This window comes from Paramesorhizobium leguminum (assembly GCF_003217235.1).
In the GTDB taxonomy this organism is placed as follows: Bacteria; Pseudomonadota; Alphaproteobacteria; order Rhizobiales; family Rhizobiaceae; genus Paramesorhizobium; species Paramesorhizobium leguminum.
Map to the genome: position 1 here is coordinate 53667 of NZ_QJTF01000017.1, position 26096 is coordinate 79762.

Genomic DNA, 26096 nt, shown 5'->3' on the forward strand with positions numbered 1-26096 from the left:
AAAATGCAGACGCATATATCAACGACGCCCTTTGGGCGGCGGCGGGTGTTGCTTGGCCAGATTTCGAGCCAGAAGGCCGCTCGGGAAATGCCAAGGGACGCCTCTGTCCAGAAATGGCATGTCTTCCAGCATATCCGCGAGGCGCGGGATCTGCTCGGCGCGACCGACCGCGCGCTGGCGATCCTTAACGCCCTGCTGTCGTTCCATCCCGAGACCACGCTGACCGGTGATGGCGAACTAGTGGTCTGGCCGTCGAACGAGCTTCTGAGCGCGCGCGCCAATGGCATGCCGGCGACGACGCTGCGGCGGCATCTGGCGGTGCTTGTCGATTGCGGCCTCATCATCCGGCGCGACAGCCCCAACGGCAAGCGCTTCGCCCGCAAGGGGAGGGGAGGGGAGATCGAGCAGGCTTATGGCTTCGACCTGTCACCGCTTGTCGCCCGTGCGGCGGAGTTCAGGGATTTGGCCGAAGCGGTGCAGACGGAGAAAAAGGCTTTTCGCGTTTCGAAGGAGAAACTGACGCTCATTCGCCGCGACATCGTCAAAATGATCGACGTCGGCATTGAGGAAGGCGTTCCGGCGCCATGGGGCCGGATGCAGATCGTTTATCGCCAGATCCTGGCCAAGCTGCCGCGCTCCGCGCCGAAACAGGTGATCGACGCGGTCTGCGAGGAGCTGCAGCTGCTGTGGCAGGAAATCCGCGACACATTGGAATCCTTCACGGATTCTCAGAATCAGGACGGCAATGAGTCCCATTTTGGGCGCCATATACAGAATTCAAAACCAGACTCTTATTCTGAATCTGAATATGGCTCAGGAATAAAACAAGAAGCGGGCGGCACCGTTGCGGAAAGCGACAACATTCGCGCCCTGCCCAAACGAGAGTTGCCCTTGGGGATCGTACTGGACGCCTGCCCAGGCTTGGCCGAGCTTGCCGAAGGCGGCGCCATCCGGCACTGGCGCGAATTTCTGGCCGCGGCGGAAAAGGCTAGGCCGATGCTGGGGATCAGCCCGAGCGCCTGGCGCGAGGCACGAGAGGTGATGGGCGAGCAGCAAGCGGCGATCACGCTGGCGGCGATTTATGAACGGTCCGATCAGATCAACAATGCCGGCGGTTACTTACGCAGCCTGACCGAGCGCGCCAGGCAAGGCAAATTCTCCACCTGGCCGATGATCATGGCCCTGCTGAGAAACAAGCTCGACGCGAAGAAAATGGCGGGCGAGGGGGGCGGTCGCAGGCTGCAGGTCTCCGAAGCACTGCTGAACAGTCTCAGAAAGCCGGGATCGTGATATGCAGGGAGGGAGCTATGGCGTTCCCTGTCTCAACTCTGCCGGACGACGGCGCCAATCGCATTGACGAGGAGGCGAGAAGCCGTCAGCGTGGACAAGCCGTCGAGATCGGCTGGAGGGTAGAGTTCGACCAGGTCGAATCCTGCGATTGTCGCCCGCTTGCCGAGACCGGCGATCAGGTCGATGACATGTGTATACGTAAGGCCTCCGGGTGTCCGCGCCGCAACGCCGGGCATGATGCTCGGGTCAAGGCCGTCGCAGTCGAGGGTGATGACAACCTTGGCGCCTTCCGGAATATGCCGGAGCGCGGCGTCGATGCCATGGGCATGAACCTCGCGGGCGGTTACGAAGCGGCTGCCATATTGCCGCGCCGCTTCGATCTCGGCGGGGCGGGCGCTGCCGACGCCGCGAAGGCCAACCTGCACGATGCCGGCCACATGCGGCATTTCGCTCGCCCGCCGCATCGGGCTCGAATAGCCGTAGGGCTCGCCATCCACCGTGTCGCGCCAATCGATATGCGCGTCGATCTGCAGGATCCAGACCGGCCCGTGATCCGTAAAACCGGTGAGAAAGGGAATAACCACGGAATCATCGCCGCCAAGCATGACCGGCACGGCCGGCAATGCCAGGATTTCGCGCGTCTTCGCTTCGATCCGTGCGCGGTTTCCGGCATTGTCATGCATGGTCGTGGGGATATTACCGGCATCGATGCAGCACATGGGATGGCCACCGAACAGCGGGCCGCCGAGATCGAAATCCCAATGTGCAATAAGCCCGGCATCTTCCTGGCTTGCGGCGCGGATAGCATCGGCAGCCATGGCGTGGCTGCTGCTGTCCTTGCCCGGATAGGTGCTGGCGTGGCCGGCGCCGAAGATCACCGCGCGCGGCTTGATGCCGTCGGCGAGACGATCGGGTAGGCCGAGAAAGGAAGGCGAGACGCTCATGTCCAAATCCTGATGCAGGTGCGACGGAAATTGCGGAGCCGGGAGGAGGCCTCCAGCCTGCATTTAAGCATATCATCTTCTGTTAGGCAGCGGGGGCCTCCAGATCTGTCGGTTCTACTTTATGATTTCAATTGAAGCGCTAAGCTGAAAATCCAGCACGCATTTTTGACCTGACGATTTCACGCCGGCAGCAGGGGAGGGACTCTTAAAGCCCCGACGCCTTGGTGAGATTGGTGCGGAAACGGTCGCGCCGCCGCTGATATTTGCGCGTCATTTCTGCCGAAGCGTGGCCGAGCTGTTTTTGCACGTAGCGCTCCTCGATGTCGGCCGATGAGGCCAGGCCGGCGCGCAGCGAGTGCCCCGAGAACAGCAGCGCGCGCTCCGCTTCCGGCAGATCGGAGCGGACGCCGGCGGCCAGCGCGGTCTGCTTGACCAGGCGGGCGACATGCTTGTCGGCGAGCCGTTCGGCGGCGACGGTTGTGTTGTCCCTGTATATGCGGCGGAACAGCGGGCCGCGCGCAATCCGACCGTATTTGATCCACAGATCCAGCGCGGCGACCGGGCAGGTTTGCTCGGACGTGCCGAGGCCGACCTCGACCTGGCGCCAGCCCGTCTTGCCGCGCAGCGTCACCAGCACGCCCTGACCGGGAAAAATCTCGATCCAGCCGGCGCCGGCGCCGGGGTTGCCATCGGGATGGTCGTCGCGGACGACGTCGAGGCCGACGATCTCGGAACGGCGCAGGCCGCTGGCGAAGCCGAGCAGCAGGATGGCGCGGTCGCGCAGGCCGCGCAGATCATGACCGAGCGTGCCGACCATCGCCTTGATGTCGTCGCCCAGCACAGCCTCTTTCTGGCGCGGCGGCTTGGCGTGCTTGCGGCGGATGCCGGCGAGCACCGTCGCAATATGCCGGTCGGCGCGGTCCATCGGTGCGCCGCGCTGGGTGAAGTTCCAGGCGAGGCCGGAGAGGCGCCGTTCGATCGTCGCGACCGCGAGGGGAGGGATGCCGCGCTTGCGCTCGCCGGCAACGGTGCCTGCGGCACAGGCGCCGATATAGAGCCCGATGACTTGGCTCGACGGCGGCAGTGGCTCGAAACCTTCCCGGCGGCACCAGGCGGTGAAATGCCGCCAGTCCTTGGCATAGGCGCCGCGGGTGTTTTCGGAACTGGCGGCCTTGGCGTAGGCGGTCGCGGTCTCGACCAGGGCTTGCAGCCGCGCCGGGACACGGGGTGCGGCGCCCATACTCATGACCATATCGACGATATCCGGCAGTGCGCCTTCGCTATGGTCGGTGGGCGGCTTTCGGTCGATTTGGTGTGGATTTTCCGGGGGCTTTTGCATGGCTTGCCAAGCTAGCCGCTTATGTCCGATAAGGCAAGGTTATCGGACATAAAAGCGACACGACAAGCGCGGCGGTTATCTGGGAAGCTCGATCAATAAAGCGCCGTATCGCGGTGGCGGCTCGGCATGGATTCGCCTGCATTTCGCCCCCCCGGCAACCGCCTTAATCCTGTCGTCGCTGCCCGGTTGGGCGCTGCCGCGCGGTAATAATCTGACCGAGCCCGACGCCGCCTTTGCCGCCGGCATCGCCCTGAAATCGCTGGCCGATCTGGTGCGCGCCGAGCCCGCTTGGGCCGGCTGCTGGCGCGCCCGACAAGCCCTGAAATGTGCTGTTGTGGCGGCGTGATTGATGGGCCGGAACGAGGACGAAAACGCGCTGCGCAACGCCGTGCTGCTGACCGCAGCCGGCGACGATCCGGGCCCGGCCGGAAAGGTGTTTTTGGCCTGCAAAAGGGTTCGCCAATCGAAAACCAGCGTTCTCGTCGCCGTGCCCGCCACCGCTCCCGGTTGCAATCGTTCCCGCTGGGCCACCAGCCGGCTGTTCGAGCGCCTGGAAGGCCGCGGCGCCGTGCGGGAACTCTCCGGCCGAACCTCGTTTCGGATTTATGGATTATAATGATTACCAGACTGGGCAGAGCATAATCGGGGGGCGGCGAGCCAAAAAAGCCCACTAGAAGGGCTTCTATGTCGCAAATTGAACCCGCCCTGATCGCGCTGGCGCCATGCCGTGAGCTATGTCATAGCTTTTAAAGCGGGCCGTAGAGGGGCGGCGAAGGACATCTCGCTGGGGGCGCTGGCGGCCAAGGCCGGACTGGAACGCCGTACTTTGTTGCGCCGGTTTCGCAAGGCAACAGGCATGACGACATCGGAATATGGTCAGCGGATACGTGTAGGCAGAGCCTGCGAGCTTTTACAGTTCAGCGCCAAATCGGTGGAACAGATCGCTTGGGAGACCGGCTATGGCAATCCCGGCGCGTTCCGCAAGATATTTGCCCGGTTCGTCGGCTTGACTCCCAGTGAATATCGGCGGCGTTTCGCCGTAACATCCTGAGGGGAGCGTCATTTCGCCGAGAATTAGCCTTTCGCTCTTAAGCTGGGCTTAAGCTGAGCCTTGTGCGCTGAGGGAATTCCAAAAGCACAAGGCCCACGAACATTGAGCAAACACCATATACCCTCCATCCCCAGGCGTACTTTTCTCCTCGGCGCCAGCGCCTTGACGCTGTCAGGCTGCGTGTCGGCCATGCAACCCACCACGACCGCATTGACATCGAAGCCCATTCGTCCAGTCAGGCCACCGATGTATGCCGCGATGCCCGACGAACGGTTCCCGATCCCGACGGTCGACGTGTCCCAGGTCGACGAGAAATGGTGGCGCCATCGGGCAGCATCAGATCGAGCACGAGCGCGTCGAAATCGTGATTCTTGAGAACGGCGTTCGCCTCCTCGCAGGTTTCAACCGCGTCCGCCGTGAATCCGCCTATGGCCAAGCCTACCTTGAGACCGTCCCGCAGGACGGCATCATCCTCAACAATAAGTATCCGCATCTCGCTCACCTCATCGACCGTTCCTCCTTGTTCATGCGGCTTAAGGCAGTCTTAAGGATTGCGGGCGTCTGCGGCTAAAGAAATCGATGGATTATGGCTTGTCGATTCGGCTCCTCCAACAGCAACGCGGGAATAGTTTGGCGGTCGCTGCCGTCTGCCCGACTGTCGATTATATCATCCTGCGCCTTGCGTACCGACATAAAGCGCATAGAGCGAGTGACTGCTCGCCATATATAGACGGTTGCGTTTCGGGCCGCCGAAAGCCAGGTTCGCGCAGCGCTCCGGCAGACGGATGAATCCGATCGGCTTGCCGTCTGGGTCGAAGATCATGACGCCGTCCAGGCTTTCCGAGCTGCCCTTGAGTTCATAGGTCTTACGCCCGGCAACGTCGCTACTGGTGGCATCGTCATTGAGCGCCCCGTTGCTGCCATAGCCGCACCACAAATTGCCGTCACGGTCCACCTTGAAGCCATCCAATGCGCCAAAATCCGCAGCATCGATCAGCTTGACCTTGTTGGATACTGCGCCCTGTGAACCGATATCGTAACTCCAGATGCTGCGGTTGGGCGTACCTTTCCACTCTACGACGTAGAGCTTCTTTTCATCGGGCGAGAAGGCGAGTCCGTTCGGGTTCACCAGATCGGTGATCACGGCCTTAAGTTTGCCATCGATATCGAGACAATATACATTGGTCGTTGCCTGCTCCGGTTCGGCTTTCTCGCCCTCGTAATTGCCGTTGATGCCGAATAGCGGATCCGTGAACCAGATCGTTCCATCCGACCTGACAACTACGTCGTTCGGCGCATTGAGCCGCTTGCCTTCGAATTGATCGGCCAGGACGGTGATCGAACCGTTCTTCTCGGTACGGGTGACGCGCCGTGTCATCGAATGCTCGCAGGTGATCAGCCGCCCCTCCCTGTCCCTGGCATTTCCGTTGGCGAAATTGGCGGGTGAGCGGAAGACGGTGAAAGTGCCGCTCACCTCGTCATATTTCATGATCCGGTTGTTGGGGATGTCGGACAAAAGAAGACACCGCTCCTCCGGAAAATAAGCAGGACCTTCGGCCCAGCGCATGCCCGTGGCAAGCTTTTCCACGGAAGCCGAATAGATGCGATATTTGGCAAAGCTCGGATCCAGGATCTCAACTGATGGATCCGGATAGCGTTGGTTCAATATGGTTGGGAGAGATTGCCCCCAGGCTTTGCCAGCAACAGCGGCGGCGAGCCCGGCGCCACCGATCGACAGAATAGTTCGGCGAGTCATCTCCATGGTAATTCCTCCTCCAGTTTGCCATTAACAAATTCTTCGCCGGCCTGCCGCGGCACAGCATGTTTTAGGCTACCGACCCTTCGCCTTCCGCCACTCGGCAAATTCCTGCCGGGGTGCGTCGCTGGTCGCGGGATAGAGGCCGATGATGGTCGCACCGGCCAGGACTTTTTCGGTGACGAAATCCTCGTAGGCTGTCATCTCCACCGTCTCGTCGGCAATTTCATCGGCCAGATGCGCCGGGATGACGATGACGCCCTCGTCGTCGCCGACGATGACGTCGCCGGGCCAGACTGCAACGTCGCCGCAGCCGATAGGAACATTGATGTCGAGCGCCTGGTGCAGTGTCAGATTGGTCGGCGCGGAGGGGCGGTTGTGATAGGCGCGGATGTCGAGCTCGGCGATTTCCGGCGTATCGCGGAAGCCGCCATCGGTCACGACGCCCGTCACCCCGCGCACCATCAGGCGCGATATGAGTATGGAGCCAGCCGATGCCGCCCGCGCATCCTTCCGGCTGTCCATGACAAGCACGGCTCCCGGCGGGCATTGCTCCACGGCGGCGCGTTGCGGATGCTCCGGATTCTTGAAGACCTCGAGGCTGTTGATATCCTCCCGCGCCGGAATGTAGCGCAGGGTGAAGGCTTGTCCGACCATGTTCCGCTTTTTTGCGGAGAGCGGATGGACATCCTGGATGAACTGGTTGCGCAGGCCCCGCTTGTAAAGCGCCGTAGCGATGGTGGGGGTAGCGACGCCCATCAGCTTGTCGCGGGTGGCTTCGCTCAAGATATAGTCGGTCATTCCAGCGTCCTCTGTTTCAATATATGTCGGGTTCAGCCGCGGTCGGCCCAAAGCTTGTTTCCAGAAAATCGAAATCGGCGCCCGTATCGGCCTGGCCGACATGGCGGGCAAACATCCAGCCATAGCCGCGGCCGATCTTGTCCTGCGGCTTGACCCATGCGGCGCGCCGGCGTTCGAGTTCCTCATCGCTGATCAGCATGTCGATGCGGCGCGCTTCGAGATCGAGCCGGATAATGTCGCCATCCTTAAGCAACGCCAGCGGGCCGCCGACATGCGATTCCGGCGAGACATGGAGGATGCAGGCGCCGTAGCTGGTGCCGCTCATGCGTGCATCCGAGATCCGCAGCATGTCGCGATAGCCCTGCTTCAGCAGCGCCTTGGGGATCGGCAGCATCCCCCATTCCGGCATCCCCGGTCCGCCCTGCGGGCCCGCGCCGCGCAGCACCATCACATGATCAGGCGTGATGTCGAGATTTTCATCATCTACCGCCGCCTTCATTTCCGGATAGCTGTCGAAGACGAGCGCCGGTCCCTGATGCCTATGAAAGCGCGGATCGCAGGCGGCGGGCTTGATGACCGCGCCGTTGGGCGCGAGATTGCCCTTCAGCACCGCGAGCGAACCTTCATGGTAGACCGGATTGTCGAGCGAACGGATGACGTCATCGTTGAAGCATTCTGCGCCATCAAGCGTTTCGCCCAGCGTCTTGCCGGAAACGGTCATCACGGAGCGATCGAGGAGGTCGCCCAGCTTCGCCATCAGCGCGCGCAGGCCGCCGGCATAGTAGAAATCCTCCATCAGATAGGTCTTTCCCGTCGGGCGGATATTGGCAAGCACAGGCGTTTTCCTGCCCGCATCGTCGAGATCGTCGAGCGTCAGATCGATCCCGGCGCGCCGCGCCATCGCTAGAAGATGCACCACGGCGTTGGTGGAGCAGCCCGTCGCCATGGCGACCGCCACGGCATTATGCACCGAGGCGGCGGTGATGATCTTCGATGGAACCAGATCCTCCCAGACCATCTCGACGATCCGGCGGCCCACTGCCGACGACATGCGGATGTGGTTGGAATCCGCCGCCGGGATCGAACTCGCGCCCGGCAGGGTGAGCCCCAGCGCTTCGGCGATGGCCGTCATGGTGCTCGCGGTGCCCATGGTCATGCAATGGCCATAGGAGCGCGCAATTCCGGCTTCCGCCTCCACCCATTCCCGCTCGCTCAAGAGCCCGGCGCGGCGTTCGTCCCAGAATTTCCAGGCATCCGAACCGGAGCCGAGCGGCTGGCCACGATAGTTGCCGCGCAGCATCGGCCCGGCTGGCAGGTAGACCATAGGTAGTCCCATGCTGATCGCGCCCATCACGAGGCCGGGGGTGGTCTTGTCGCAGCCGCCCATCAGCACCGCCCCATCGACGGGGTGGGAGCGCAGCAACTCCTCCGCTTCCATGGCGAGCATGTTGCGGTAGAGCATGGTCGTCGGCTTCACATAGCTCTCGGAAAGCGACAGCGCCGGGAGCTCCAGCGGAAAGCCGCCCGCCTGCAGGATGCCGCGTTTCACATCCTCCACCCGATGCTTGAAATGGGCGTGACATGGATTAGCGTCCGACCAGGTGTTGAGGATGGCGATGATGGGCTTCCCCATCCATTCTTCCAGCGCATAGCCCATCTGCATGGTGCGGGAGCGGTGGCCGGAGCTTCGCAAATCGTCGGGCGCGAACCAGCGCGCGCTTCTCAGCGTTTCGGCAGTCTTCTTCTGTTGCATGGTCATAGCCTTATTACTGGATGCGCGAATGGGAACGGCTCATTCCTTCATTCCCCATTTCTGGATCGTGTGGCGTTCGATCGTCTGGAACACCAGATTCTCGACGATCAGGCCTATGATGATGACGGTGAGAAGCCCGGCGAACACGGCGGGAATGTCGAGCAGATTGCGGTTCTCGAAGATGAACCAGCCAAGGCCACCCTGGCCGGAAGAGACGCCGAAGACGAGCTCGGCGGCGATCAGCGTGCGCCAGGCGAAGGCCCAGCCGATCTTGAGACCGGTGAGTATGGAAGGGAACGCCGCCGGCACGAGGATCTTCAGCACATAGGGCAGGCCGGTCAGCCCATAATTGGCGCCGACCATGCGCAGCGTCCGCGAAACGCCGAGGAAACCGGAATGCGTGTTCAGCGCCACGGCCCAGAGCACCGAATGGATGAGCACGAAGACCAGGCTGGAGGCGCCGAGGCCAAACCAGATCAGCGCCAGTGGCAGCAGCGAAATCGCGGGCAGCGGGTTGAACATCGCCGTCATCGTCTCGAGGAAATCCGTGCCGATCTGCGTATTGATGGCGACAACCGTCAAAAGCGCGGCCAGTACGGTTCCGGCGAAATAGCCCATGAACAGGATCTGCAACGTCGTCCAGATGCGGTTGGGCAAGGTGCCGTCGACGAAGCGATCATAGAGCGTGATCAGCGTATCGCTGAGCGTGGGGAAAAGCAGCGGATTGTCGAGATAGGTTGCGTAAACCTGCCAGATGATGGCCAGGACAAGGATGAGCGCGGTCTTGCGGACCGCGCCGATGCCCCAGACCGTTTCGAACGGGCTGAGCTTCTGCTCGACGGCGCTGACATTGCCGAGCGGTCCGCTGGGCTGAACGTCCGAAGCGAGAATGATTTGCGGAGAGTTCATCGGTTTATTCCTTGTGTCCCGGTTCGGACGCGAACAGCAGATTATGAATGTCGCGTTCCAGAGCGGCTGCGCTGCCATCGTCCTGCCGGGCCTCGTCCACATGCACCACTTCCGCCTTGACCCGCCCGGGGTGCGGCGAGAGCAGGAGGATGCGGTTGGAGATTTTGATGGCTTCGGCGATGGAGTGGGTGACGAAAATCACGGTGAATTTCGTGTCTTCCCAAAGTTGCAGAAGCTCGTCCTGCATCTGGCGGCGGGTGAGGGCATCGAGCGCGGCGAAAGGCTCATCCATCAGCAGGATGTCGGGCTGCATCGCCATGCCGCGGGCAATGGCGACGCGCTGCTTCATGCCGCCGGAAAGCGTGTGCGGGTAACTATCGACGGCGCGGGTGAGCTTGACCTTGTCGATGTATTCCCGCGCGATTGTCTCGGCTTCATGTTTCGGAAGTTTGCGCGCCACGGTGAGTGGAAACATCACGTTCTCCAACACCGTCTTCCACGGCATCAGCTGGTCGAATTCCTGGAACACCATCATCCGGTCCGGCCCGGGGCGTTTCACCTGCCGTCCGTTGATGTGGATCGTACCGGCGGAAGGCGTCATATAGCCTCCGATCGCCTTGAGGAGGGTGGACTTCCCGCAGCCGGAAGGCCCGAGCAACACGAAACGATCCGATTCATTGACGCTGAAACTGACGCTTTCCGTCGCAGTGACCAGCAGATTTGGGGTTTTGTAGCGCAGCGTGACCTTGTCCACCTCAAGAAGAGGCGGCTTCGTTGCTGAAGCGGGCCGGTCAATGGCCGCTGGAGTGACCTGCAGCATGATTTTGCTCCGTTGGAAATGCGGGCGCTTGTAAGTGCCCCTCATCCGCCTGCCGGCACCTTCTCCCCGCACGCGGGGAGAAGGAAGAAGCGGCAACGTCTATGCCCCCCTCGCCCCGCTTGCGGGGAGAGGGTAAGGGTGAGGGGCGAATTTGCGCCATAGCGATAGGCCCAGACGTCAATTCCCGTTCAAATACGCGGAATCCGGCAGGTAATAATCGGTCCAGGCCTTCGGCATCGTCTTGAGCGTGCCGATCTTGTAGAGGTGCGCGGCGAACTTCATTGTGCCTTGCGGGTCGGTGCGCCACTCGTCCATGTGCGGCTCTTTCAGCATGGTGAGAAGATCATCGAGGCTGGTCTTGTCGCCGGACACTTGTTTATAGGCTTCGAGCGCCGATTTCGGATCCTTCTTGATGAAGGCGATGGCTTCCTCGGTCGCCTCGCGCAGCGCTTTAACCAGCTTCGGATTGTCATCGGCGAAACCGGTGGTGGTGAAGAAGGTCGCCTGCGTCAGCGCACCGCCCAAAATCTCGCGGGAATCCGTCACTTTGTGAACGCCCGGCATTTTCAGCTCGACATATTGGAAGGGCGGCGCGGAGAAATGGTTTCGCACCTCATGGTTGGGGTTGGCGATGGCCGCCACCGCGTCGGGATGACCCAATTGAACGGTATTCGGATCGAATTTCTTGGTTTGATCCTCGCCATAAAGCTTGGCCGCCGCCATTTGCAAGAGAATGGCCTGCGTCGATACGCCGACGGTCGGCACCGCGATCTTGTCGGTGGGCTGAATGTCTTTCAGTGTCTTGATGCGCGGATCGTTGGAGACCATGATGACCGGTTGGGCGGAACTGGTGATGATGCCCTTCACCTTGCCCTTGGTGCGGTCCCAGAGCAAAAGCAGATTGCCGGTGCCGGTGTTGACGATATCGACATTGCCGGCGAGCAGCGCGTCGGTCTGCGCGCCGCCGCCGCTGAACGTCCGCCATTCGACGGTCACACCCTCGACGCCGTCCTCCGCGGCGTGTTTCTCGATCAGCTTCTGCGTCTCCATCACATGGCTGGCGAGATAAAGAATCCCCGGCTGGCGGGTGATGGAAAGGTTGGTCTTGTCCGCGTAGGCGGCGCTCGACAAGCCTAAAGACAGCGCAAGCGCAACAGCGCCGCCAATGAATGGTCGCATGTTTAATCCTCCCTTTGTAGCCGCATGATCATAGCCGGATCATGCCCGGTCCCCCTGCCTCCCAAGGCGACTGCTTTTGGCAGTAAAGCACTAAAACATCAGTGCATCAATCCCCGCTTTGTGCTTTACCATACCTTCAACAGGACAGCGCGGCAGGAGAAGCTAGTGAACGGAATGATCAGGGACAGTCAGCTCGACCGGTCGCGGCAGGTCGCCTTGCAGATCCACGAAATCCTGAAAGAACGGATTCTCACGGTGGATCTGACGCCCGGGACGGTGCTGTCCCGCGCGTCGCTGCAACTGGAGTTCGGCGTGAGCCAGACGCCGGTGCGCGATGCGCTCATGCGCTTGCAGGAGGAGGGGCTGGTCGATGTCTATCCCCAATATGCGACTGTGGTCGCCAGGATCGATGTCGGTCACGCGCGGCAGGCGCAATTCCTGCGGCTTTCCATCGAGCTTGAAGCGGTGCGCCGCCTGACACGGGAGTCTCCGAAAGAAACAGCCGCCGCCTTGAGCGTGATCCTCAGACAGCAGCGGGCGGTGGCCTCGACGGAAACCTACGATATCTATGACAGCCTCGACCGCGATTTTCACCGGACGCTCTATGAACGAGCGGATATCCCGCAATTATGGGCCAATGTCCGGCGGCAGAGCGTCCATATCGACCGGTTGCGGCGGTTGAACCTGCCCATGCCCGGAAAGATGCAGGCAGTGCTCGATGATCACCAGGCGATCGTGGACGGTATAGGTTCGGGCGATCCTGAGGCTGCCACGGCGGCGTTGCGCAAACATCTCACCGGAACCCTCTCAATCATCGACCAGATTGGCGAAAAATTTCCGGATTATATCCGCAAGGAGACGACGTGAGGATGCCTTGCCGGCGTTGATGCGCCCCTGCAGGCCATTCTGGCCGAGCTCTCTCATCGCCACCCGCGCGCAATCCCGCTGATATGCGTCGCCCCGCAATCAATGCCGACGACGAAGCTAGCCTTGGCGCCCAGCACAAATTCTTCTGCTACCGCATCGCCATCTTACGGGGTTTGGCCTGCCTCACCACCGAGTGTCGGAAAGGCCAAAGACGCTCTTCATGCGAAAGAGCAAGGTTGCATACTATTTAAAGGCGTATAGCATTGGACGGATATGGTAAGCTTATCTTACCAGAAAGAGGGCTGCCGGGAGACGGCCCCGATCCCCAAGTGATGCCGTCGTCGTCTGATTGCACAAGCCAGACGTGCAACATTTCGACAAAAAGGGAGGAGTAACGCAAATGCCCTGGTCACAGGTCTATGACCCATTCAACAGCATGGTCTTTTCGACCCTACTGGCCGCTTTGCCTGTCGTCGTTCTGTTGGGCGGGATCGGATTTTTCCACATGAAAGCCCACCGCGCGGCGCTGCTCGGACTTGTCGCCGCGCTCCTTGTCGCAGTGGTAGGCTTTGGCATGCCGGCAAAAATGGCGGGAGCCACTGCTATCTACGGTGCAGCCTATGGCCTCCTGCCGATCGGCTGGATCATTCTCAGCGTCATCTTTCTCTACCGGCTCACCGAAATGACGGGGCAGTTCAATATTCTGCGTGATAGTATTGCCGGCCTGACACCGGATCGTCGCCTGCAGCTTCTGTTCATTGCATTTTCCTTCGGTGCATTCTTTGAGGGAGCCGCAGGCTTCGGAACCCCCGTGGCCGTGACCGCCGCAATGCTTATGGGGTTAGGCTTCGCGCCGCTTGCAGCGGCCGGCCTTTCGCTGATCGCCAATACCGCACCGGTGGCCTACGGCGCGCTCGGCACTCCTGTCATTGCACTTTCCGCCGTTACAGGCCTCGACCTTCACGAGCTTTCCGGCATGATCGGGCGGCAGCTTCCGTTCTTCTCGGTCATCGTGCCCTTCTGGCTTATCTGGGCATTTGCCGGACGCAAGGGGATGTGGGAAGTCTGGCCGGCGCTGTTGATAGCCGGCGCGTCCTTCGCCGTGCCACAATATCTCGTGTCGAACTTCCATGGCCCATGGCTCGTCGACATCATCGCCGCCATAGTTTCGATGGTCTGCCTCGCCTCGTTCCTGCGTATCTGGTCGCCGAAGACTATCTGGACCTCGGTCGGCAATGGCGAGGAAGAAGCAAACCCCGTTCTGCTCAAACACACGCATTCTTATGGTGCCGTTTTCAAGGCCTGGCTGCCTTGGCTGATCCTGTCCGTCTTCGTATTCGCGTGGGGAACGCCGCAGATCAAGGCCTGGCTGGACTCGATCTGGATCTATCGCCTGCCGGTTCCGTGGCTGCACGAGATGGTGCTGAAGGTGCCGCCGGTCACTGAAGCGCCGCATGCCGAAGCCGCAATCTATTCGTTGAACCTGCTTTCGGCGACGGGTACCGGCATTCTGCTCGCGGCAGTCGTATCAGGCCTGATTCTGAAGTTCTCGCCGGTCGCACTGATCCGTGAATACTTCCAGACCATGTGGATCGTTCGTTTCTCGCTCATCACGATCGCCGCCATGCTCGCGCTCGGCTATGTCTCGCGCTTTTCCGGCACGGACGCGGCTCTTGGCCTTGCCTTTGCCCAGACCGGCTGGATATATCCGTTCTTCGGGACGCTTCTGGGATGGATGGGCGTGGCGCTCACTGGCTCGGATACGGCATCGAACGTGCTGTTCGGCGGGTTGCAGAAGGTTACGGCGGAGCAGATCGGCGTGTCGCCCGTCTTGATGGCATCCGCCAACTCTTCGGGTGGCGTCATGGGCAAGATGATCGACGCGCAAAGCATCGTTGTCGCCTCGACCGCGACGAACTGGTACGGTCACGAGAGCAAAATCCTTCGCTACGTGTTTTTCCACTCGATCGCACTTGCCAGTCTCGTTGGCATCCTCGTAATGGCACAGGCTTATGTTCCGCCATTTACCTCAATGGTGCCGTGATAGGTCTTTCGGCGAGGGATTATTTCCCTCGCCGGAGAGAGCGGCCCAGGTTCGATCTGGGAGCATCTCGCCGCGAGCTCATCACGGATTGCCGGCTACAGCGGGAGCGTGCCGCGCATGGGACCGAGCTTCGTGCGCAGTTATGAAAAGCTGGCTGCTCTCACGCCACCGAATGCGGCAGGATGCATGGCTATGGTACGTGAATGCCGCGCCTTACCATTCATGCTCTGTTGGCCGGCAGATGGGCTCTAATGTCTGCCCTTACACCCGGTGCTGTGCCTGCCGACATAACCGCGGCTGCCATCCATCAGCAGGCGCGTATATTCGATCATGCCCCATATACGGAGCCGATCGTGATCTTAATCCGCACGACCAGAAAAATTTCGTGTAGCGAGCAGCGCGCTTCCCAGGATCTGCTCACCCACTCGAAGCGCGACAGCGAGGGGCTGGCGATCACGCCGCGGACGCTTTTCCGGAACGCCGCCGTATCCGGCACCTCGGAAAAGGGCTGGATATAGGTGAGTGCGCACAGATTGTTGTCCGCTTAAACGCCGATGACACGGGAAAGCTTGATCAGGTCGCAAGCAACTCGTCGGCAGGGCCGAAGAACTCGAAGTGAATGCGTTCGGGTTCCACGCCAGCCGTCCATAGGCCCGTCACGAGCGCTTTCAGGAAGGGCTTCGGGCCACAGAGATAGAAGTCGCCAGTTGCGAAGGGCGTGTTATGCTTGAGCCAATCCACGCTGATAAAGCCGTCGTAGTCGTGGGTAAGGCCAGCGGAATCCGTGGGGGCAGGTTCGCTGTAGAATGTGGCGACCGAGATGCGGCCATGCTTTCGGGCAATCGAGCGCACATGCCGATCCATGGCGTGTGTCGAGCTGTTTAGCGCGGCATGAACATAGTGCGCCTGGACATCCGGATAGTCTGAGCCGATGGTCTCCACCATGCTGACCATCGGCGTTAATCCGACGCCGGCCGACAAAAGGACGATGGGGCGCGTGGGCTCTTCAGGCAGGAAAAAATCGCCGGCTGGCGGTGTTGCATCGATCGTATCGCCCACTTGAGCGACGTCATGCAGGAAAAGTGAGCCTCCGGCCCCGGCGCCCTCGCGCTTGACCGAGATGCGGTAGTGGTCGTCGTTGGGCGAGCATGAAATCGAATAGTTTCGTTTGACCTGGGAGCCATCGGGCAAGACGAGACGGAAGGTCAGATATTGGCCGGGCCTGTGCCTGACAACGCTTCCGCCGTCCGCCGGCTTGAGAATGAACGTCGTGATGACGCTGCTCTCGGGCTTCTTCTCCGCGATAATGAAGGGACGCCAGCCGTTCCAGCCGCCCGCCTGTGCTTCGAGATTGTTACGTATCGCAGCTTCTCGCTCCATCAGAAGGTTGGCAAGGTACCAGTAGGCTTCTCCCCAAGCCTGAATCAGTTCTGGCGTGGCTGCCTCGCCGAGGACTTCCTCGATCGCTGCGAGCAGGGCTGTCGCCACATAGGGGTAATGTTCCGGCAGGATATGGTAGCCGATATGCTTATGGGCGATCCGTTCAACGACAGGGACGATGGGCGCCAGATTGTCGATATTCCGTGCATATGCAAGAATTGCAGCGGCGAGGGCATGAACCTGGGAACCTCCTTCCCCCTGGTTTGAATGATTGAACAGCTCCTTGATATGGGCGTCCTGAAAGAGACGAGCGTACATGGCTTTGGTGATAGCCGTTCCATGAACGGCCAAGGCAGGCGCACTGCTCTTCACGAGCAGGATTGTATTAGAGCTGAGAGGCTTGGGCATGGGGGCTTCCTTGCAGGTCTTGATTCAAAATGGGAGAAGGATCGCGATCGAAGAACTCGAGCCGAAAGCGTACCGGCCCAAGGAGCTTGAGGTGATGCGGTTGAAGCGGTTCGATCACCCCTGGCTTGGCAGGATCCAGAATGCTGGTGGAAAATGAACCATCGCCGGATACCAGCATAAGCTGGCCTTCCACCACCCGTACGACTGCCCATGTTCCGGCCTTGGTCTCGTGCCGCACCAAGAGCGCGGAAGGGGTGGTTGATTGGTCAAAGATGGACGTCCTGCGATACGGTTCGAGCAGATTGCTCACCGGCGGGCCAGCGGCGGCGGTGACGGATTCGGTGCCATGCATCGCCCGGTTCAACCGATCCGCGATGCGAGCGGCCTTTGCCTGCATATCCTGAGCTATATCGGCGGATACCATTTCATTCGTGGTCTCTTCCCATAACTGAAGCCAGCGAGCGAACATGTGCGGTTGGATCTTGTCGGCATGAATGGCGTGCATCGCCACCGGATTTCCCTTGTAACGGCCGCTCGTCAGCATGAGGGATGACCAGAAATCTTCGAGCCTTTGCAGGTGCTCGGTCCAGTCTTCGACAATTGTATTGAATACGGGCCCAAGATCGGGATCCTGCCTGACCCTGGCGTAAAATCGAGAGAGGACTGGCATAATGTCCTCGTGCCGGAGATCTGTCTGATCCATGCCTCACCAAAAGATGCATTTGAATTGCATCTATAACTGCGGCCAAAAACATGCTATGTAAATGCATCTTTTAAGCCGAAGCCATTTTGTCGCAGGGACGCTCATGAAACTCTCGCTCTATAGCGACTATGCCATGCGGGTTATGATCTATCTTGCCGCCAGGGATGACCGTCTGGCAGCTATCCGCGAGGTGGCTTCGGCCTACGGCATCTCCCAAAATCACCTTATGAAGGTGGTGCAGGATCTCGCGAGTGCAGGTTTCATCGACGCTGTGCGAGGCCGAAACGGTGGAATTCGTCTTGCCAAGCCGGCCGATGAAATCAATCTGGGGTCGATCCTCAGGCACACGGAAAAGCTGACTGACCTGTTCGTGTGCGCAGGATGCATCATCGCGCCAGCGTGCGGACTTCCTGTAATTCTGCGGCAGGCAACGGCAGCGTTTGTGGCTGTTTTCGATCGTTACACGCTCGCCGATGCCGCTGCCAAAAAATCGGATCTTGCCGCGTTGTTGAGCATGGTTACATATGCTCAACCCTCGGCAAGCCAGTGACATCGCACCCTATTTCGATCCGGGGAAAATTGCTGCCGATGTTGCCACGCGCATTTGAGTAATCTTCACTCGTGAAAAACAGTCGAATTTACTCGCGTTGACACCGGCAGCGCCCACCGTATAGTTGCGGTGAAGCCTCCGCGTTCCCAGTCATCACGAGTCCAGGCAAGCACCAGCCATGAGCGAGACCAACTTGCCTGAATATTCGGGAGAGCTGCCGGATGCGGCGCAAAACGGCGATGCATCGGATGTTCATGGGCGCTCGGCCCATGCGGCGATGGCCCGAGCGCTCGGGACCACGCCGTTTAGCATGGCATTGGACCCTTCCGGTGGCGGAATCGCTCACTGGAAGCATGACCCGTTGCACGACATCGTCGAGCCCACGAGCGATCACGTCATCATGGCGTATAACGGCGTGGTGCAGCGGATGGAGCGGCGATCGGGAAGGACGGTTTCGCAGGGAACGTTTCGCCGCGGGGTCGTGGTCATCATTCCGGCCGGATCGAGCTCCCGATGGGATATTCCGAAACCTGTCGATGTCGTTCAGCTCTATCTTCCTCCCGCAATGCTAAGACGCGTCGCGGACGAAGCCGAGACCGCCACGCAGGCCGAACTCCTCGACCGGACAGCCCATCCCGATCCCGTTACGTCCCAATTGATCCTGGGCGCGGTCGATTCTCTAAAAGACAATGGGCCGCTGGATGCGCTTTATAGGCAACAGCTGACGGAGCTCCTCGCCACGCGCCTCCTGATGACGCATGTCGGCGCGCCCAACATCCCCCAGCCGGTCGTCGGCGGGCTGTCGCCGGCAGTGCTGCGCCGCGCCATCGAACGCTTGCGCTCGGATAGCGATGCGGATGTCTCCCTGGCCACCCTTGCTGCCGACGCCGGCCTGTCACGCTTCCATTTCTGCCGTTCCTTCAAGGAAAGTACCGGGCTTTCACCCCATGCCTGGCTGCGCCAATACCGGCTCGATCAGGCCATGGACATGCTGCGCGACCCCGATATGCCGGTCATATCCGTTGCTGTAGCGCTCGGCTATTCCTCGCAAACCGCTTTCGCTGCCGCGTTCAGGCAAATGACCGGCATGACCCCGACCGAATGGCGGCGGCAGCGATTGCGTTAACAGCAATTGCTCAATCACCCGCCCCGCTAAAACTGTCAGAATCAGCTTGAAACAGCCTCGGTCGTTCTTGGGACAAGCCCGAGAGCGAGTACGCGGACGCGTGAGTCGATAATCCCCGAGAAGATCGACAAGACGAAATCAACCGTATGGGCTCGATCCTGCGCGATTGGTGCAAACGCGGCGTTAGCAGCAATTGCTCTTCAACGACGGCAATCGCTCTGGGGCAGCCGCGAGACAATTTCCCTAAACCATCATGGCGACACGAGCAATGAACGTGTCGCCGATCCACGGACACCTCGCCGGCATTGACCGCACTCGCTCGCGGAAAGTGCGCGTCCTGGGTGGGTTCGAACGCCATCATCGAACGCAGGAGTTTTCAAGGATGAACCAGATAGTTCCCTACACACAGCAAGAAACAAATATGAGCCTGGATAATACGTCATGTCCCCGCAAAGCCGGGTCCGAAGAGCTTGTCCCGTCGCGCTATGCGGTGCGGATCGGCGAGATCGACGTGCTTGTCATCAGCGATGGGGTGCTGCCGCTCCCAACCGCGATGCTGGCGCACAACGCCGATCCGGCCGTTCGCGCTGCCTGGCTGAACGATATGTTCCTGCCGCCGGACGCGTTCGACTGGTCGCTGAACGCGGTCGTGGTGCGCAGCGGCGAGCAGATCATCCTCCTCGACGCCGGCCTGGGGCTGGACCCGGACCTGAACTTGCCGCGGGCCGGACAGTTGGTCAAGCGGCTGGAGGCTGCCGGCATCGATCTGGGGTCCGTCACCGACGTGGTGCTTACCCACATGCACATGGACCACATTGGCGGGCTGCTCGTCGACGGCGTGAAGGAACGGCTGCGTCCGGACCTGCGTATCCATGTGGCGGCCGCCGAGGTCGAATTCTGGGAAGCGCCTGATTTCTCGCGCGTCTCCATGCCTTCGGGGTTCCCGGACGCGCTTCGGTCGACCGCCAAGCGATTCGCGGAAGAATACCGCAGCCAGCTGTGTCAGTTCGATGAAGAGCACGAAGTTGCGCCGGGCGTGATTGTTACGCGCACCGGCGGCCACACACCCGGACATAGCGTGATCCGTTTGGCATCCGGCGCGGACCGGCTGACCTTCGCCGGCGACGCCGTGTTCACGGTCGGGTTCGACCACCCCGATTGGCATAATGGCTTCGAACACGATCCCGAAGAAGCGGCCAGGGTGCGGGTCCGTCTTCTGCGCGAGCTGGCGGCGACCGGCGAACTGCTCGTGGCCACGCATCTGCCATTCCCATCCGTCGGCCGGGTTGCGGTCGATGGCGACGCCTTCCGCTGGGTTCCGGTCTTCTGGGACTACTGACCTATCGGGTTACGGCCCAACCAGGGTGCGTATCCTGTCTGCAACCAACCACCAACCCTCAATGGAGATAGATCATGAAAAAGATTACTCTTGCCGCAACCGCCCTCGTCCTGAGCGCCGGCGCTGCCTTTGCTGAGAACCCGGATTTCGGCACATCCGCCGCTCTCAATCTCAATGACGCCACCACGCCTGCGCCCGCGCAGACTATCGATCGCACCGCTCCGGCTTCGATCCGCAAGCCCACCGTCGGTCAGACGAACCCGGCCGCAAACCGCTTCGGCGATGGGTCCCCTGCCAACCAGCGGTAATTACACCCGAATATCGATGCTGCCGGTTCCGATCCTCCGGGTCCGGCAGCCATCTTCTGGAAACGAACGAACAATGCGGCGCGCCGTGCGCCCCGCAAATGGAGAAACTCATGAAAATCGTCATTATCGGCGGAACCGGCCTCATCGGTTCAAAGACAGCCGACCGCCTTCGCAAGCAAGGCCATGAAGTCATTGCCGCCGCTCCAAACACCGGCGTCAACACCATCACCGGCGAAGGTCTCGCCGAGGCGCTCGCCGGCGCTGCCGTCGTCATCGACCTGGCAAACTCGCCATCCTTCGAAGACAAGGCCGTGCTCGAATTCTTCGAGACGTCGGGGCGCAATCTGATGGCGGCGGAAAAGGCAGCCGGTGTAAAGCATCATATCGCGCTTTCCATCGTCGGCGTCGATCGGCTGCCCGATAGCGGCTATATGCGGGCCAAGGTTGCCCAGGAAAAGATCATCCGGGAATCCGGCCTTCCCTATACGATCGTCCATTCGACGCAGTTCATGGAATTTCTCAGCGGCATCGCCCAGTCCGGCACGATCGGCGACACGGTGCATCTGTCGCCGGCCTATGTTCAGCCCATCGCCTCGGACGATGTGGCCGACAACATGGCCGCTTTTGCGACGGCCGCGCCGGTCAATGGCATCGTGGAGATTTCGGGGCCGGAGCGTGTCCGGCTGAACGAACTCGTTGCGCGCTACCTCAAGGCAATGGGCGATGCCCGCAAGGTCACGGCAGATCCGGACGCCCTCTACTTCGGCGCCAGACTGGAAGATGGCTCGCTCGTCTCCGACAACAATCCCCGCCTCGGGCGCATCACCTTCGAGCAATGGTTCGCAACCGCAGCGCGGAAATGACCCAACACTGGTGCGACGCATGGGGCGGCGCACCTTCCGGCCCTTACGATAAGGAATTTCAACATGATCAAGCCAATCTTCGCCACCTTCGCCATGACGGCTCTCTTGACCGCTGCCGCCGCTGCTCACGACGCCGACAATAAGGATGCGACAGTCACGCTGGTTTACGAGCATGAATTGCCGAATGTTCCGGGCAAGAGCATCAAAGGTGTTCTCGTTGAATATGGTCCCGGCGGCTTCTCCTCGGCCCACACGCATCCGACGTCGGCCTTCATCTATGCGACTGTCCTGGAGGGCGCCATGCGCAGCCAGGTCAACGACGGTCCTGTCAAGACCTATAAGGCGGGCGAGAGCTTCTCCGAAATGCCGGGAGACCGCCACGGCGTCAGCGAGAATGCCAGCCAGACCGAACCGGCGAAACTGCTGGCGGTCTTCGTCGTCGATACCGATGAGAAGGAGCTGACCTTCCCGATCGACAAGTAGGCGAAAGGTCTTCCAGCGACAATCCACTCATTCATTAGAGAACCATCACAATGACATGTGTTACCACGAGAGACGGCGTCGACATCTTCTACAAGGACTGGGGTCCGAGGGACGCGCAGCCGATCATGTTCCATCATGGCTGGCCGCTCAGCGCGGACGACTGGGATGCCCAGATGCTGTTCTTCCTCTCCAGGGGGTATCGCGTCATCGCCCATGATCGGCGCGGGCATGGGCGCTCCTCACAGGTCTCCGACGGTCATGACATGGATCATTACGCGGCGGATGCCTTCGCCGTCGTCGAAGCGCTGGACTTGAAGGCAGCCATCCATATCGGCCACTCCACCGGTGGCGGCGAGGTCGCCCGCTATGTCGCAAGGCATGGCGAGCCGGCGGGGCGTGTTGCCAAGGCCGTGCTGGTCTCCGCCGTTCCGCCGCTGATGCGCAAGACCGAGGCCAATCCGGAAGGCCTGCCGATCGAAGTGTTCGACGGGTTCCGTGCCGCGCTTGCCGAAAACCGCGCCCAGTTCTTCCGCGATGTTCCGACCGGCCCCTTCTACGGCTTCAACCGTGAAGGCGCCACGGCGCTGGAGGGGGTGGTCCAGAACTGGTGGCGTCAAGGCATGATGGGCAGCGCCAAGGCGCATTACGAAGGCATCAAGGCCTTCTCGGAAACTGACTTCACCGGAGATCTGAAGATCATCAACGTGCCTACGCTGGTGCTGCACGGTGAGGACGATCAGATCGTGCCTTTCGCAGACGCCGCGCTGAAGTCGATCAAGCTTCTGAAGAATGGCATCTTGAAGACCTATCCGAACTTCTCGCACGGGATGCTTACCGTCAATGCCGAAGTACTGAACGCCGATATCCTGGCCTTCATCAAAGCTTGACGCCCTCAATGGCGAGCTGCGGGTCGTCAAGCCGCAGCTCGTTTTCAAGGAAAACCCGGAGCAGTTCCATGAGACTCGTTATTGCCGGCGCCGGCTTCGCCGGTATGTACGCTGCCCTTTCCGCGGCCCGCCTGCGTGACATCGAAAATATTTCGCCCGCGGAATTCGAGATCGTGCTGGTCGCGCCCAAACCGGCGCTGGTGATCCGCCCCAGGCTCTATGAGCCGAATCCCGAAACCCTTGCCGCACCTCTGAAGGAACTGCTCGACGCCGTCAGCGTGGTCTATGTGCAAGGCAGCGTCGTGACCGTCGACACCAAAGCCCGCACCGTGGGTGTTCTCAACGCCGAGGGCGCGCGTAAAATCCTTTCCTATCATCGTCTGGTGATCGCAACCGGCAGCCGGCTGTTTCGCCCGAACATTCCCGGCCTCGCGGAACATGGCTTCAGCGTCGACAATCTTGAGGACGCAATCGCCCTCGACCGCCACCTGCACAAGCTTGCGGCCATGCCCGCCTCAAGCGCGCGCGACACCGTCATTATTGCAGGCGCAGGCTTTACGGGAATCGAGGTGGCAACAGCGATGCCGCCACGCCTGCGGACCATCTTCGGCAAAGATGCCAGGCCGCGCGTCATTGTCGTCGAGCGTGGCCCTCTCGTCGCCCCGAACATGGGCGAATATCTTCGCCCCATCATCGAAGACGCGCTGCGCACCGCCGATGTTGAAACGCGCCTGAATACCGCCGTCGCGTCGCTGGATAAATCCGGCGTCATGCTGAGTACCGGCGAGCGCATCGAGACCGCGACCGTGATCTGGACGGCAGGCTTCCGCGCCAATCCGCTGACGAGAAAAATTCCCGCCGCGCGGGACAATTTCGGCCGGTTGCTCGTCGACAGATGGCTGCACGTGCTGTCAGTGCCCGGCGTGTTTGCCGGCGGCGACGCGGCACGCGCCGCATGTGACGACATCGGCAACTATGCGCCGATGTCATATCAGCACGCCACCCGCATGGGCGCCTTTGCCGGCAACAACGCAGCCGCCGAACTGTTGGGTGTGCCGGCCCGGCGCTATCATCAGAAGACCTATGTCATCTGCCTCGATCTCGGCGAAGCCGGCGCAATCCTCACCCGCGGCTGGGATCCCGAGGTGGAGGCGGTTGGCGAGAGCGCCGGGAAGATCAAGCGGAAGATCAACACGATATGCGTATATCCCCCCAAGACCGAACGCAGCCCGGCGCTGGCCTCGGCGGATCCGGAGCGCGTGGCGGACTGTGGTTTAGGGCAAAAGGGCGAGGAATGACGCGTTGGTATCCCGCCACCGCTCGGAGTTCATGAAATAATCCCTTCTCGGGTGCGCGTTATCCGGCGGCGGAAGAGCGCCGTTGAGATCAGCAGCATCGTGATCAGTTCCATGGCCATGGGAGCGGTTGCGCCGATGATCACGATGAGCGCCGCCACGGCTAATAGAAGCCAACGTCCCGCGCCGTCGAGGCAGATCCGGTCGCGGATGACCCAGAGCGTTGCGACATAAATCGCTACCGGGAGTGCTATGGCCATGACCGCCGTTTGCGGATCGACCTGGGCGCCATGGTCTGCAGCGGCCAATTTGACGGTCAAGCCTGCCCCCGTCGCTGCGCCTGCCGCGAACAGTGCGAAGTGGCCGTATCCCCAGAGAAACGCCTGGCCGAATTTGGCATCCGCAAGATGATCGTCATCGGTGAAATAAAGTCCCCACATCGAAAATGCGATGGCTGCGGACAGCAGCGCCAGCCACAGATGGCCGGCATCGGGCAGGGCGGCGCCGCTTTCCAAATGAACCATTGCCGTGATTGCAATGAAACACTCGCCCAGGACGATAATATTCAGCAGGCCATAGCGTTCGATCATATGGTGACGGTGCCAATTGGTGACGCCGTGGCGTTCGGCGATCGCCGGCGCCGCCAATTCTCCCGCTGCCCCCAGGAGAAACATCGGTAGATAGAGAGTTGCCGTCGGCGGCATAAGCGTCACGAGGGCAATCCAGTAAAGCTGCATGAAGCAGATCCCACTCGCATAGCGTAGCGCGGTCCGCCGCCGCTCAGGATCGCCCTTGGCAGCACCCAGCCAGAACAGCGCCATTCCCAGACGCATCACGATGAAACCCAGGAGCGCAAGCCAGATGGGCTGTTGGTCGAACACCGCCCCGATTCCGGCTGCGAGGATCAAGGCCCCGAACATGATAACCATCGACAATACACGGAATCCCGTCGAATTGTCGTCATAAGCCGAGGCGAACCAAGTGTAGTTCATCCAGGCCAGCCAGATCATGAAGAAGCTGCAGAGAAAGGCAACCACCCCTTGCGTGATATGGGCTTGTTCCACGGCGTGAGCCAAACCGTGCGCGGCGGCGGCTATAGCGATCACCGAAGCCAGGTCGAACATCAGCTCCAGCGGCGTGGCGACGCGATGCGCCTCATGACGGTCGCGGGGGGTAAAACGAATGGACATCAGGCGGATCATGCGAATCGAGCTTCCTTTGGCGTAGTTCCAGCATCTTACTCGCGGCGAGCATCCAGCGGCATTAACGTTGTGAAGACGCTATATTGACGGGCATTTCCTGTCGACTGGATCAAGGGTGAGGGCAAGCCATACCGCGGTATATGTCTCGCTGTGCCCCTCCGTTCCCGGCTTGCCTCATGAAACACGGACTGATATGGTCCGCGTTATGGCGCATCTGACTGTAGGCGTGGAATATGGCATGCACTGCCTGCTTTGGCTGGCCGGTTCGACCACGCCTGTGAGCAGCCGTGATCTGGCGGATTTCCAGGGGATTTCCCCAAGTTTTGTCGCCAAGATATTTCCGAAGCTAGAGAAAGCGGGGATCGTTCGGGCCTCGGAAGGCGTGCGTGGCGGGTATCTGCTCGACAGAGCGCCCGAGGATATCAGCATCCTGGAAATCGTCGATGCGATCGAAGGCGAAAAGCCGCTGTTCGATTGCCGGGAGATTCGCGGCCGCTGCGCGGTGTTCGGTGACCGGCCGCCCGCGTGGGCGACGGCCGGCACGTGTGCTATACACGCGGTGATGCTGCGTGCGGAAAAGGCGATGCGCGACTCGCTGGCCAGCCAAACGCTGGCTGATGTGGCGCGTGTTCTTGACCGCAAGGCGCCGCCTGAATTTTCAGACGACGTTCGCGATTGGCTTGATGACAGGGTGAAGGCCCGTACCCGCAAGCCGGCGACGCCAAAACCGCCATACTGAACCCATAGGACAGGGACAAAATTGCAGGAAGCCATGCCTGTTCCGGCTCTGTGGGACGGG

The 26096-nt window shown here is 60.8% G+C and carries 27 protein-coding genes and 1 pseudogene; 16 read left to right on the plus strand and 12 right to left on the minus strand.

Annotated elements, in window-relative coordinates:
* The first annotated feature begins 3 nt into the window (after positions 1-3).
* Complete coding sequence (repC, locus tag C7477_RS13850; protein WP_110753119.1) at positions 4-1290, plus strand: plasmid replication protein RepC; 1287 nt, start codon at positions 4-6, stop codon at positions 1288-1290.
* Between the two features lie 32 nt (positions 1291-1322).
* Here the strand turns inward: repC and C7477_RS13855 are convergent, their stop codons facing one another.
* Both C7477_RS13855 and C7477_RS13860 read right to left on the minus strand, forming a co-directional pair.
* Complete coding sequence (locus C7477_RS13855) at positions 1323-2234, minus strand: agmatinase (RefSeq protein ID WP_110753166.1); 912 nt, start codon at positions 2232-2234, stop codon at positions 1323-1325.
* Positions 2235-2439: 205 nt separating this feature from the next.
* Positions 2440-3573, minus strand: coding sequence for a site-specific integrase (locus C7477_RS13860; protein ID WP_110753122.1), 1134 nt, complete (start codon positions 3571-3573; stop codon positions 2440-2442).
* Between the two features lie 211 nt (positions 3574-3784).
* Between C7477_RS13860 and C7477_RS19525 the strand changes: the two are divergent.
* The 3 genes and pseudogenes from C7477_RS19525 to C7477_RS13870 all read left to right on the plus strand — a co-directional run.
* A pseudogene (locus C7477_RS19525) lies at positions 3785-3991 on the plus strand (DUF1403 family protein); the annotation flags it as partial.
* A 69-nt stretch (positions 3992-4060) separates the two neighbouring features.
* Positions 4061-4189: a DUF1403 family protein gene (locus C7477_RS19530; RefSeq protein WP_425373579.1), complete on the plus strand. Its 129-nt coding sequence runs from the start codon at positions 4061-4063 to the stop codon at positions 4187-4189.
* Positions 4190-4300: 111 nt separating this feature from the next.
* Entirely contained in the window at positions 4301-4624 is a 324-nt protein-coding gene (locus C7477_RS13870) for a helix-turn-helix domain-containing protein (RefSeq protein WP_110753124.1), read from the plus strand.
* 235 nt (positions 4625-4859) lie between these two features.
* Here the strand turns inward: C7477_RS13870 and C7477_RS13875 are convergent, their stop codons facing one another.
* The 7 genes from C7477_RS13875 to C7477_RS13905 form a co-directional block, all read right to left on the minus strand.
* Complete coding sequence (locus tag C7477_RS13875) at positions 4860-5117, minus strand: response regulator (protein ID WP_342633282.1); 258 nt, start codon at positions 5115-5117, stop codon at positions 4860-4862.
* Between the two features lie 174 nt (positions 5118-5291).
* Positions 5292-6386, minus strand: coding sequence for an SMP-30/gluconolactonase/LRE family protein (locus tag C7477_RS13880; protein ID WP_110753126.1), 1095 nt, complete (start codon positions 6384-6386; stop codon positions 5292-5294).
* Between the two features lie 69 nt (positions 6387-6455).
* Entirely contained in the window at positions 6456-7181 is a 726-nt protein-coding gene (locus C7477_RS13885) for a ribonuclease activity regulator RraA (RefSeq protein ID WP_110753128.1), read from the minus strand.
* Positions 7182-7197: 16 nt separating this feature from the next.
* Positions 7198-8934 (minus strand): L-arabinonate dehydratase, encoded by a 1737-nt coding sequence (araD, locus tag C7477_RS13890; RefSeq protein ID WP_110753168.1) that lies wholly within the window; start codon positions 8932-8934, stop codon positions 7198-7200.
* A 39-nt stretch (positions 8935-8973) separates the two neighbouring features.
* On the minus strand, positions 8974-9843 hold the full coding sequence (locus C7477_RS13895; protein ID WP_110753130.1) for an ABC transporter permease: 870 nt from the start codon (positions 9841-9843) through the stop codon (positions 8974-8976).
* 4 nt (positions 9844-9847) lie between these two features.
* Entirely contained in the window at positions 9848-10663 is an 816-nt protein-coding gene (locus C7477_RS13900) for an ABC transporter ATP-binding protein (protein ID WP_110753132.1), read from the minus strand.
* A gap of 177 nt (positions 10664-10840) precedes the next feature.
* Positions 10841-11842: an ABC transporter substrate-binding protein gene (locus C7477_RS13905; protein WP_110753134.1), complete on the minus strand. Its 1002-nt coding sequence runs from the start codon at positions 11840-11842 to the stop codon at positions 10841-10843.
* Positions 11843-12016: 174 nt separating this feature from the next.
* Between C7477_RS13905 and C7477_RS13910 the strand changes: the two genes are divergently transcribed.
* The 3 genes from C7477_RS13910 to C7477_RS18785 all read left to right on the plus strand — a co-directional run bounded on the left by C7477_RS13910 (position 12017) and on the right by C7477_RS18785 (position 15271).
* Positions 12017-12709 carry a GntR family transcriptional regulator gene (locus C7477_RS13910; protein WP_110753136.1) on the plus strand — a complete coding sequence of 231 codons (693 nt, stop codon included), beginning with the start codon at positions 12017-12019 and terminating at the stop codon, positions 12707-12709.
* Between the two features lie 400 nt (positions 12710-13109).
* Positions 13110-14753, plus strand: coding sequence for an L-lactate permease (locus C7477_RS13915; RefSeq protein WP_110753138.1), 1644 nt, complete (start codon positions 13110-13112; stop codon positions 14751-14753).
* Between the two features lie 251 nt (positions 14754-15004).
* Positions 15005-15271, plus strand: coding sequence for a hypothetical protein (locus tag C7477_RS18785; RefSeq protein ID WP_146226101.1), 267 nt, complete (start codon positions 15005-15007; stop codon positions 15269-15271).
* Between the two features lie 55 nt (positions 15272-15326).
* Here the strand turns inward: C7477_RS18785 and hmpA are convergent, their stop codons facing one another.
* Together hmpA and C7477_RS13925 are read right to left on the minus strand one after the other, a co-directional pair.
* Positions 15327-16541, minus strand: coding sequence for an NO-inducible flavohemoprotein (hmpA, locus tag C7477_RS13920; RefSeq protein ID WP_110753140.1), 1215 nt, complete (start codon positions 16539-16541; stop codon positions 15327-15329).
* Positions 16519-17244 (minus strand): TehB-like domain-containing protein, encoded by a 726-nt coding sequence (locus tag C7477_RS13925; protein WP_110753142.1) that lies wholly within the window; start codon positions 17242-17244, stop codon positions 16519-16521. Before C7477_RS13925 ends, hmpA begins: the two co-directional genes overlap by 23 nt.
* Positions 17245-17347: 103 nt before the next feature.
* Here C7477_RS13925 and C7477_RS13930 point away from each other — a divergent pair, with 103 nt between their 5' ends.
* From C7477_RS13930 to C7477_RS13965, 8 genes are all read left to right on the plus strand, one after another.
* Positions 17348-17794 carry an Rrf2 family transcriptional regulator gene (locus tag C7477_RS13930; RefSeq protein WP_110753144.1) on the plus strand — a complete coding sequence of 149 codons (447 nt, stop codon included), beginning with the start codon at positions 17348-17350 and terminating at the stop codon, positions 17792-17794.
* A gap of 178 nt (positions 17795-17972) precedes the next feature.
* Complete coding sequence (locus C7477_RS13935; protein WP_110753146.1) at positions 17973-18920, plus strand: helix-turn-helix domain-containing protein; 948 nt, start codon at positions 17973-17975, stop codon at positions 18918-18920.
* A gap of 382 nt (positions 18921-19302) precedes the next feature.
* Positions 19303-20259 carry an MBL fold metallo-hydrolase gene (locus C7477_RS13940; protein ID WP_110753170.1) on the plus strand — a complete coding sequence of 319 codons (957 nt, stop codon included), beginning with the start codon at positions 19303-19305 and terminating at the stop codon, positions 20257-20259.
* A 74-nt stretch (positions 20260-20333) separates the two neighbouring features.
* The gene (locus C7477_RS13945; protein WP_110753148.1) at positions 20334-20567 is read left to right on the plus strand and encodes a hypothetical protein; all 234 of its coding nucleotides are present in this window, start codon (positions 20334-20336) and stop codon (positions 20565-20567) included.
* Positions 20568-20677: 110 nt separating this feature from the next.
* The gene (locus tag C7477_RS13950; protein WP_110753150.1) at positions 20678-21430 is read left to right on the plus strand and encodes an SDR family oxidoreductase; all 753 of its coding nucleotides are present in this window, start codon (positions 20678-20680) and stop codon (positions 21428-21430) included.
* 63 nt (positions 21431-21493) lie between these two features.
* Positions 21494-21913, plus strand: a complete 420-nt coding sequence (locus tag C7477_RS13955) for a cupin domain-containing protein (RefSeq protein WP_110753152.1) — start codon at positions 21494-21496, stop codon at positions 21911-21913.
* A 50-nt stretch (positions 21914-21963) separates the two neighbouring features.
* On the plus strand, positions 21964-22800 hold the full coding sequence (locus tag C7477_RS13960; RefSeq protein ID WP_110753154.1) for an alpha/beta fold hydrolase: 837 nt from the start codon (positions 21964-21966) through the stop codon (positions 22798-22800).
* A 68-nt stretch (positions 22801-22868) separates the two neighbouring features.
* A complete protein-coding gene (locus C7477_RS13965; RefSeq protein ID WP_110753156.1) occupies positions 22869-24098 on the plus strand; it encodes an NAD(P)/FAD-dependent oxidoreductase in 1230 nt (409 codons plus the stop codon).
* Positions 24099-24127: 29 nt separating this feature from the next.
* On the opposite strand, the gene C7477_RS13970 is transcribed toward C7477_RS13965, so the two are convergent.
* Positions 24128-25297, minus strand: coding sequence for a low temperature requirement protein A (locus C7477_RS13970; protein WP_110753159.1), 1170 nt, complete (start codon positions 25295-25297; stop codon positions 24128-24130).
* 193 nt (positions 25298-25490) lie between these two features.
* Between C7477_RS13970 and C7477_RS13975 the strand changes: the two genes are divergently transcribed.
* Positions 25491-26036 carry an RrF2 family transcriptional regulator gene (locus tag C7477_RS13975; RefSeq protein ID WP_342633283.1) on the plus strand — a complete coding sequence of 182 codons (546 nt, stop codon included), beginning with the start codon at positions 25491-25493 and terminating at the stop codon, positions 26034-26036.
* Positions 26037-26096 lie beyond the last annotated feature (60 nt).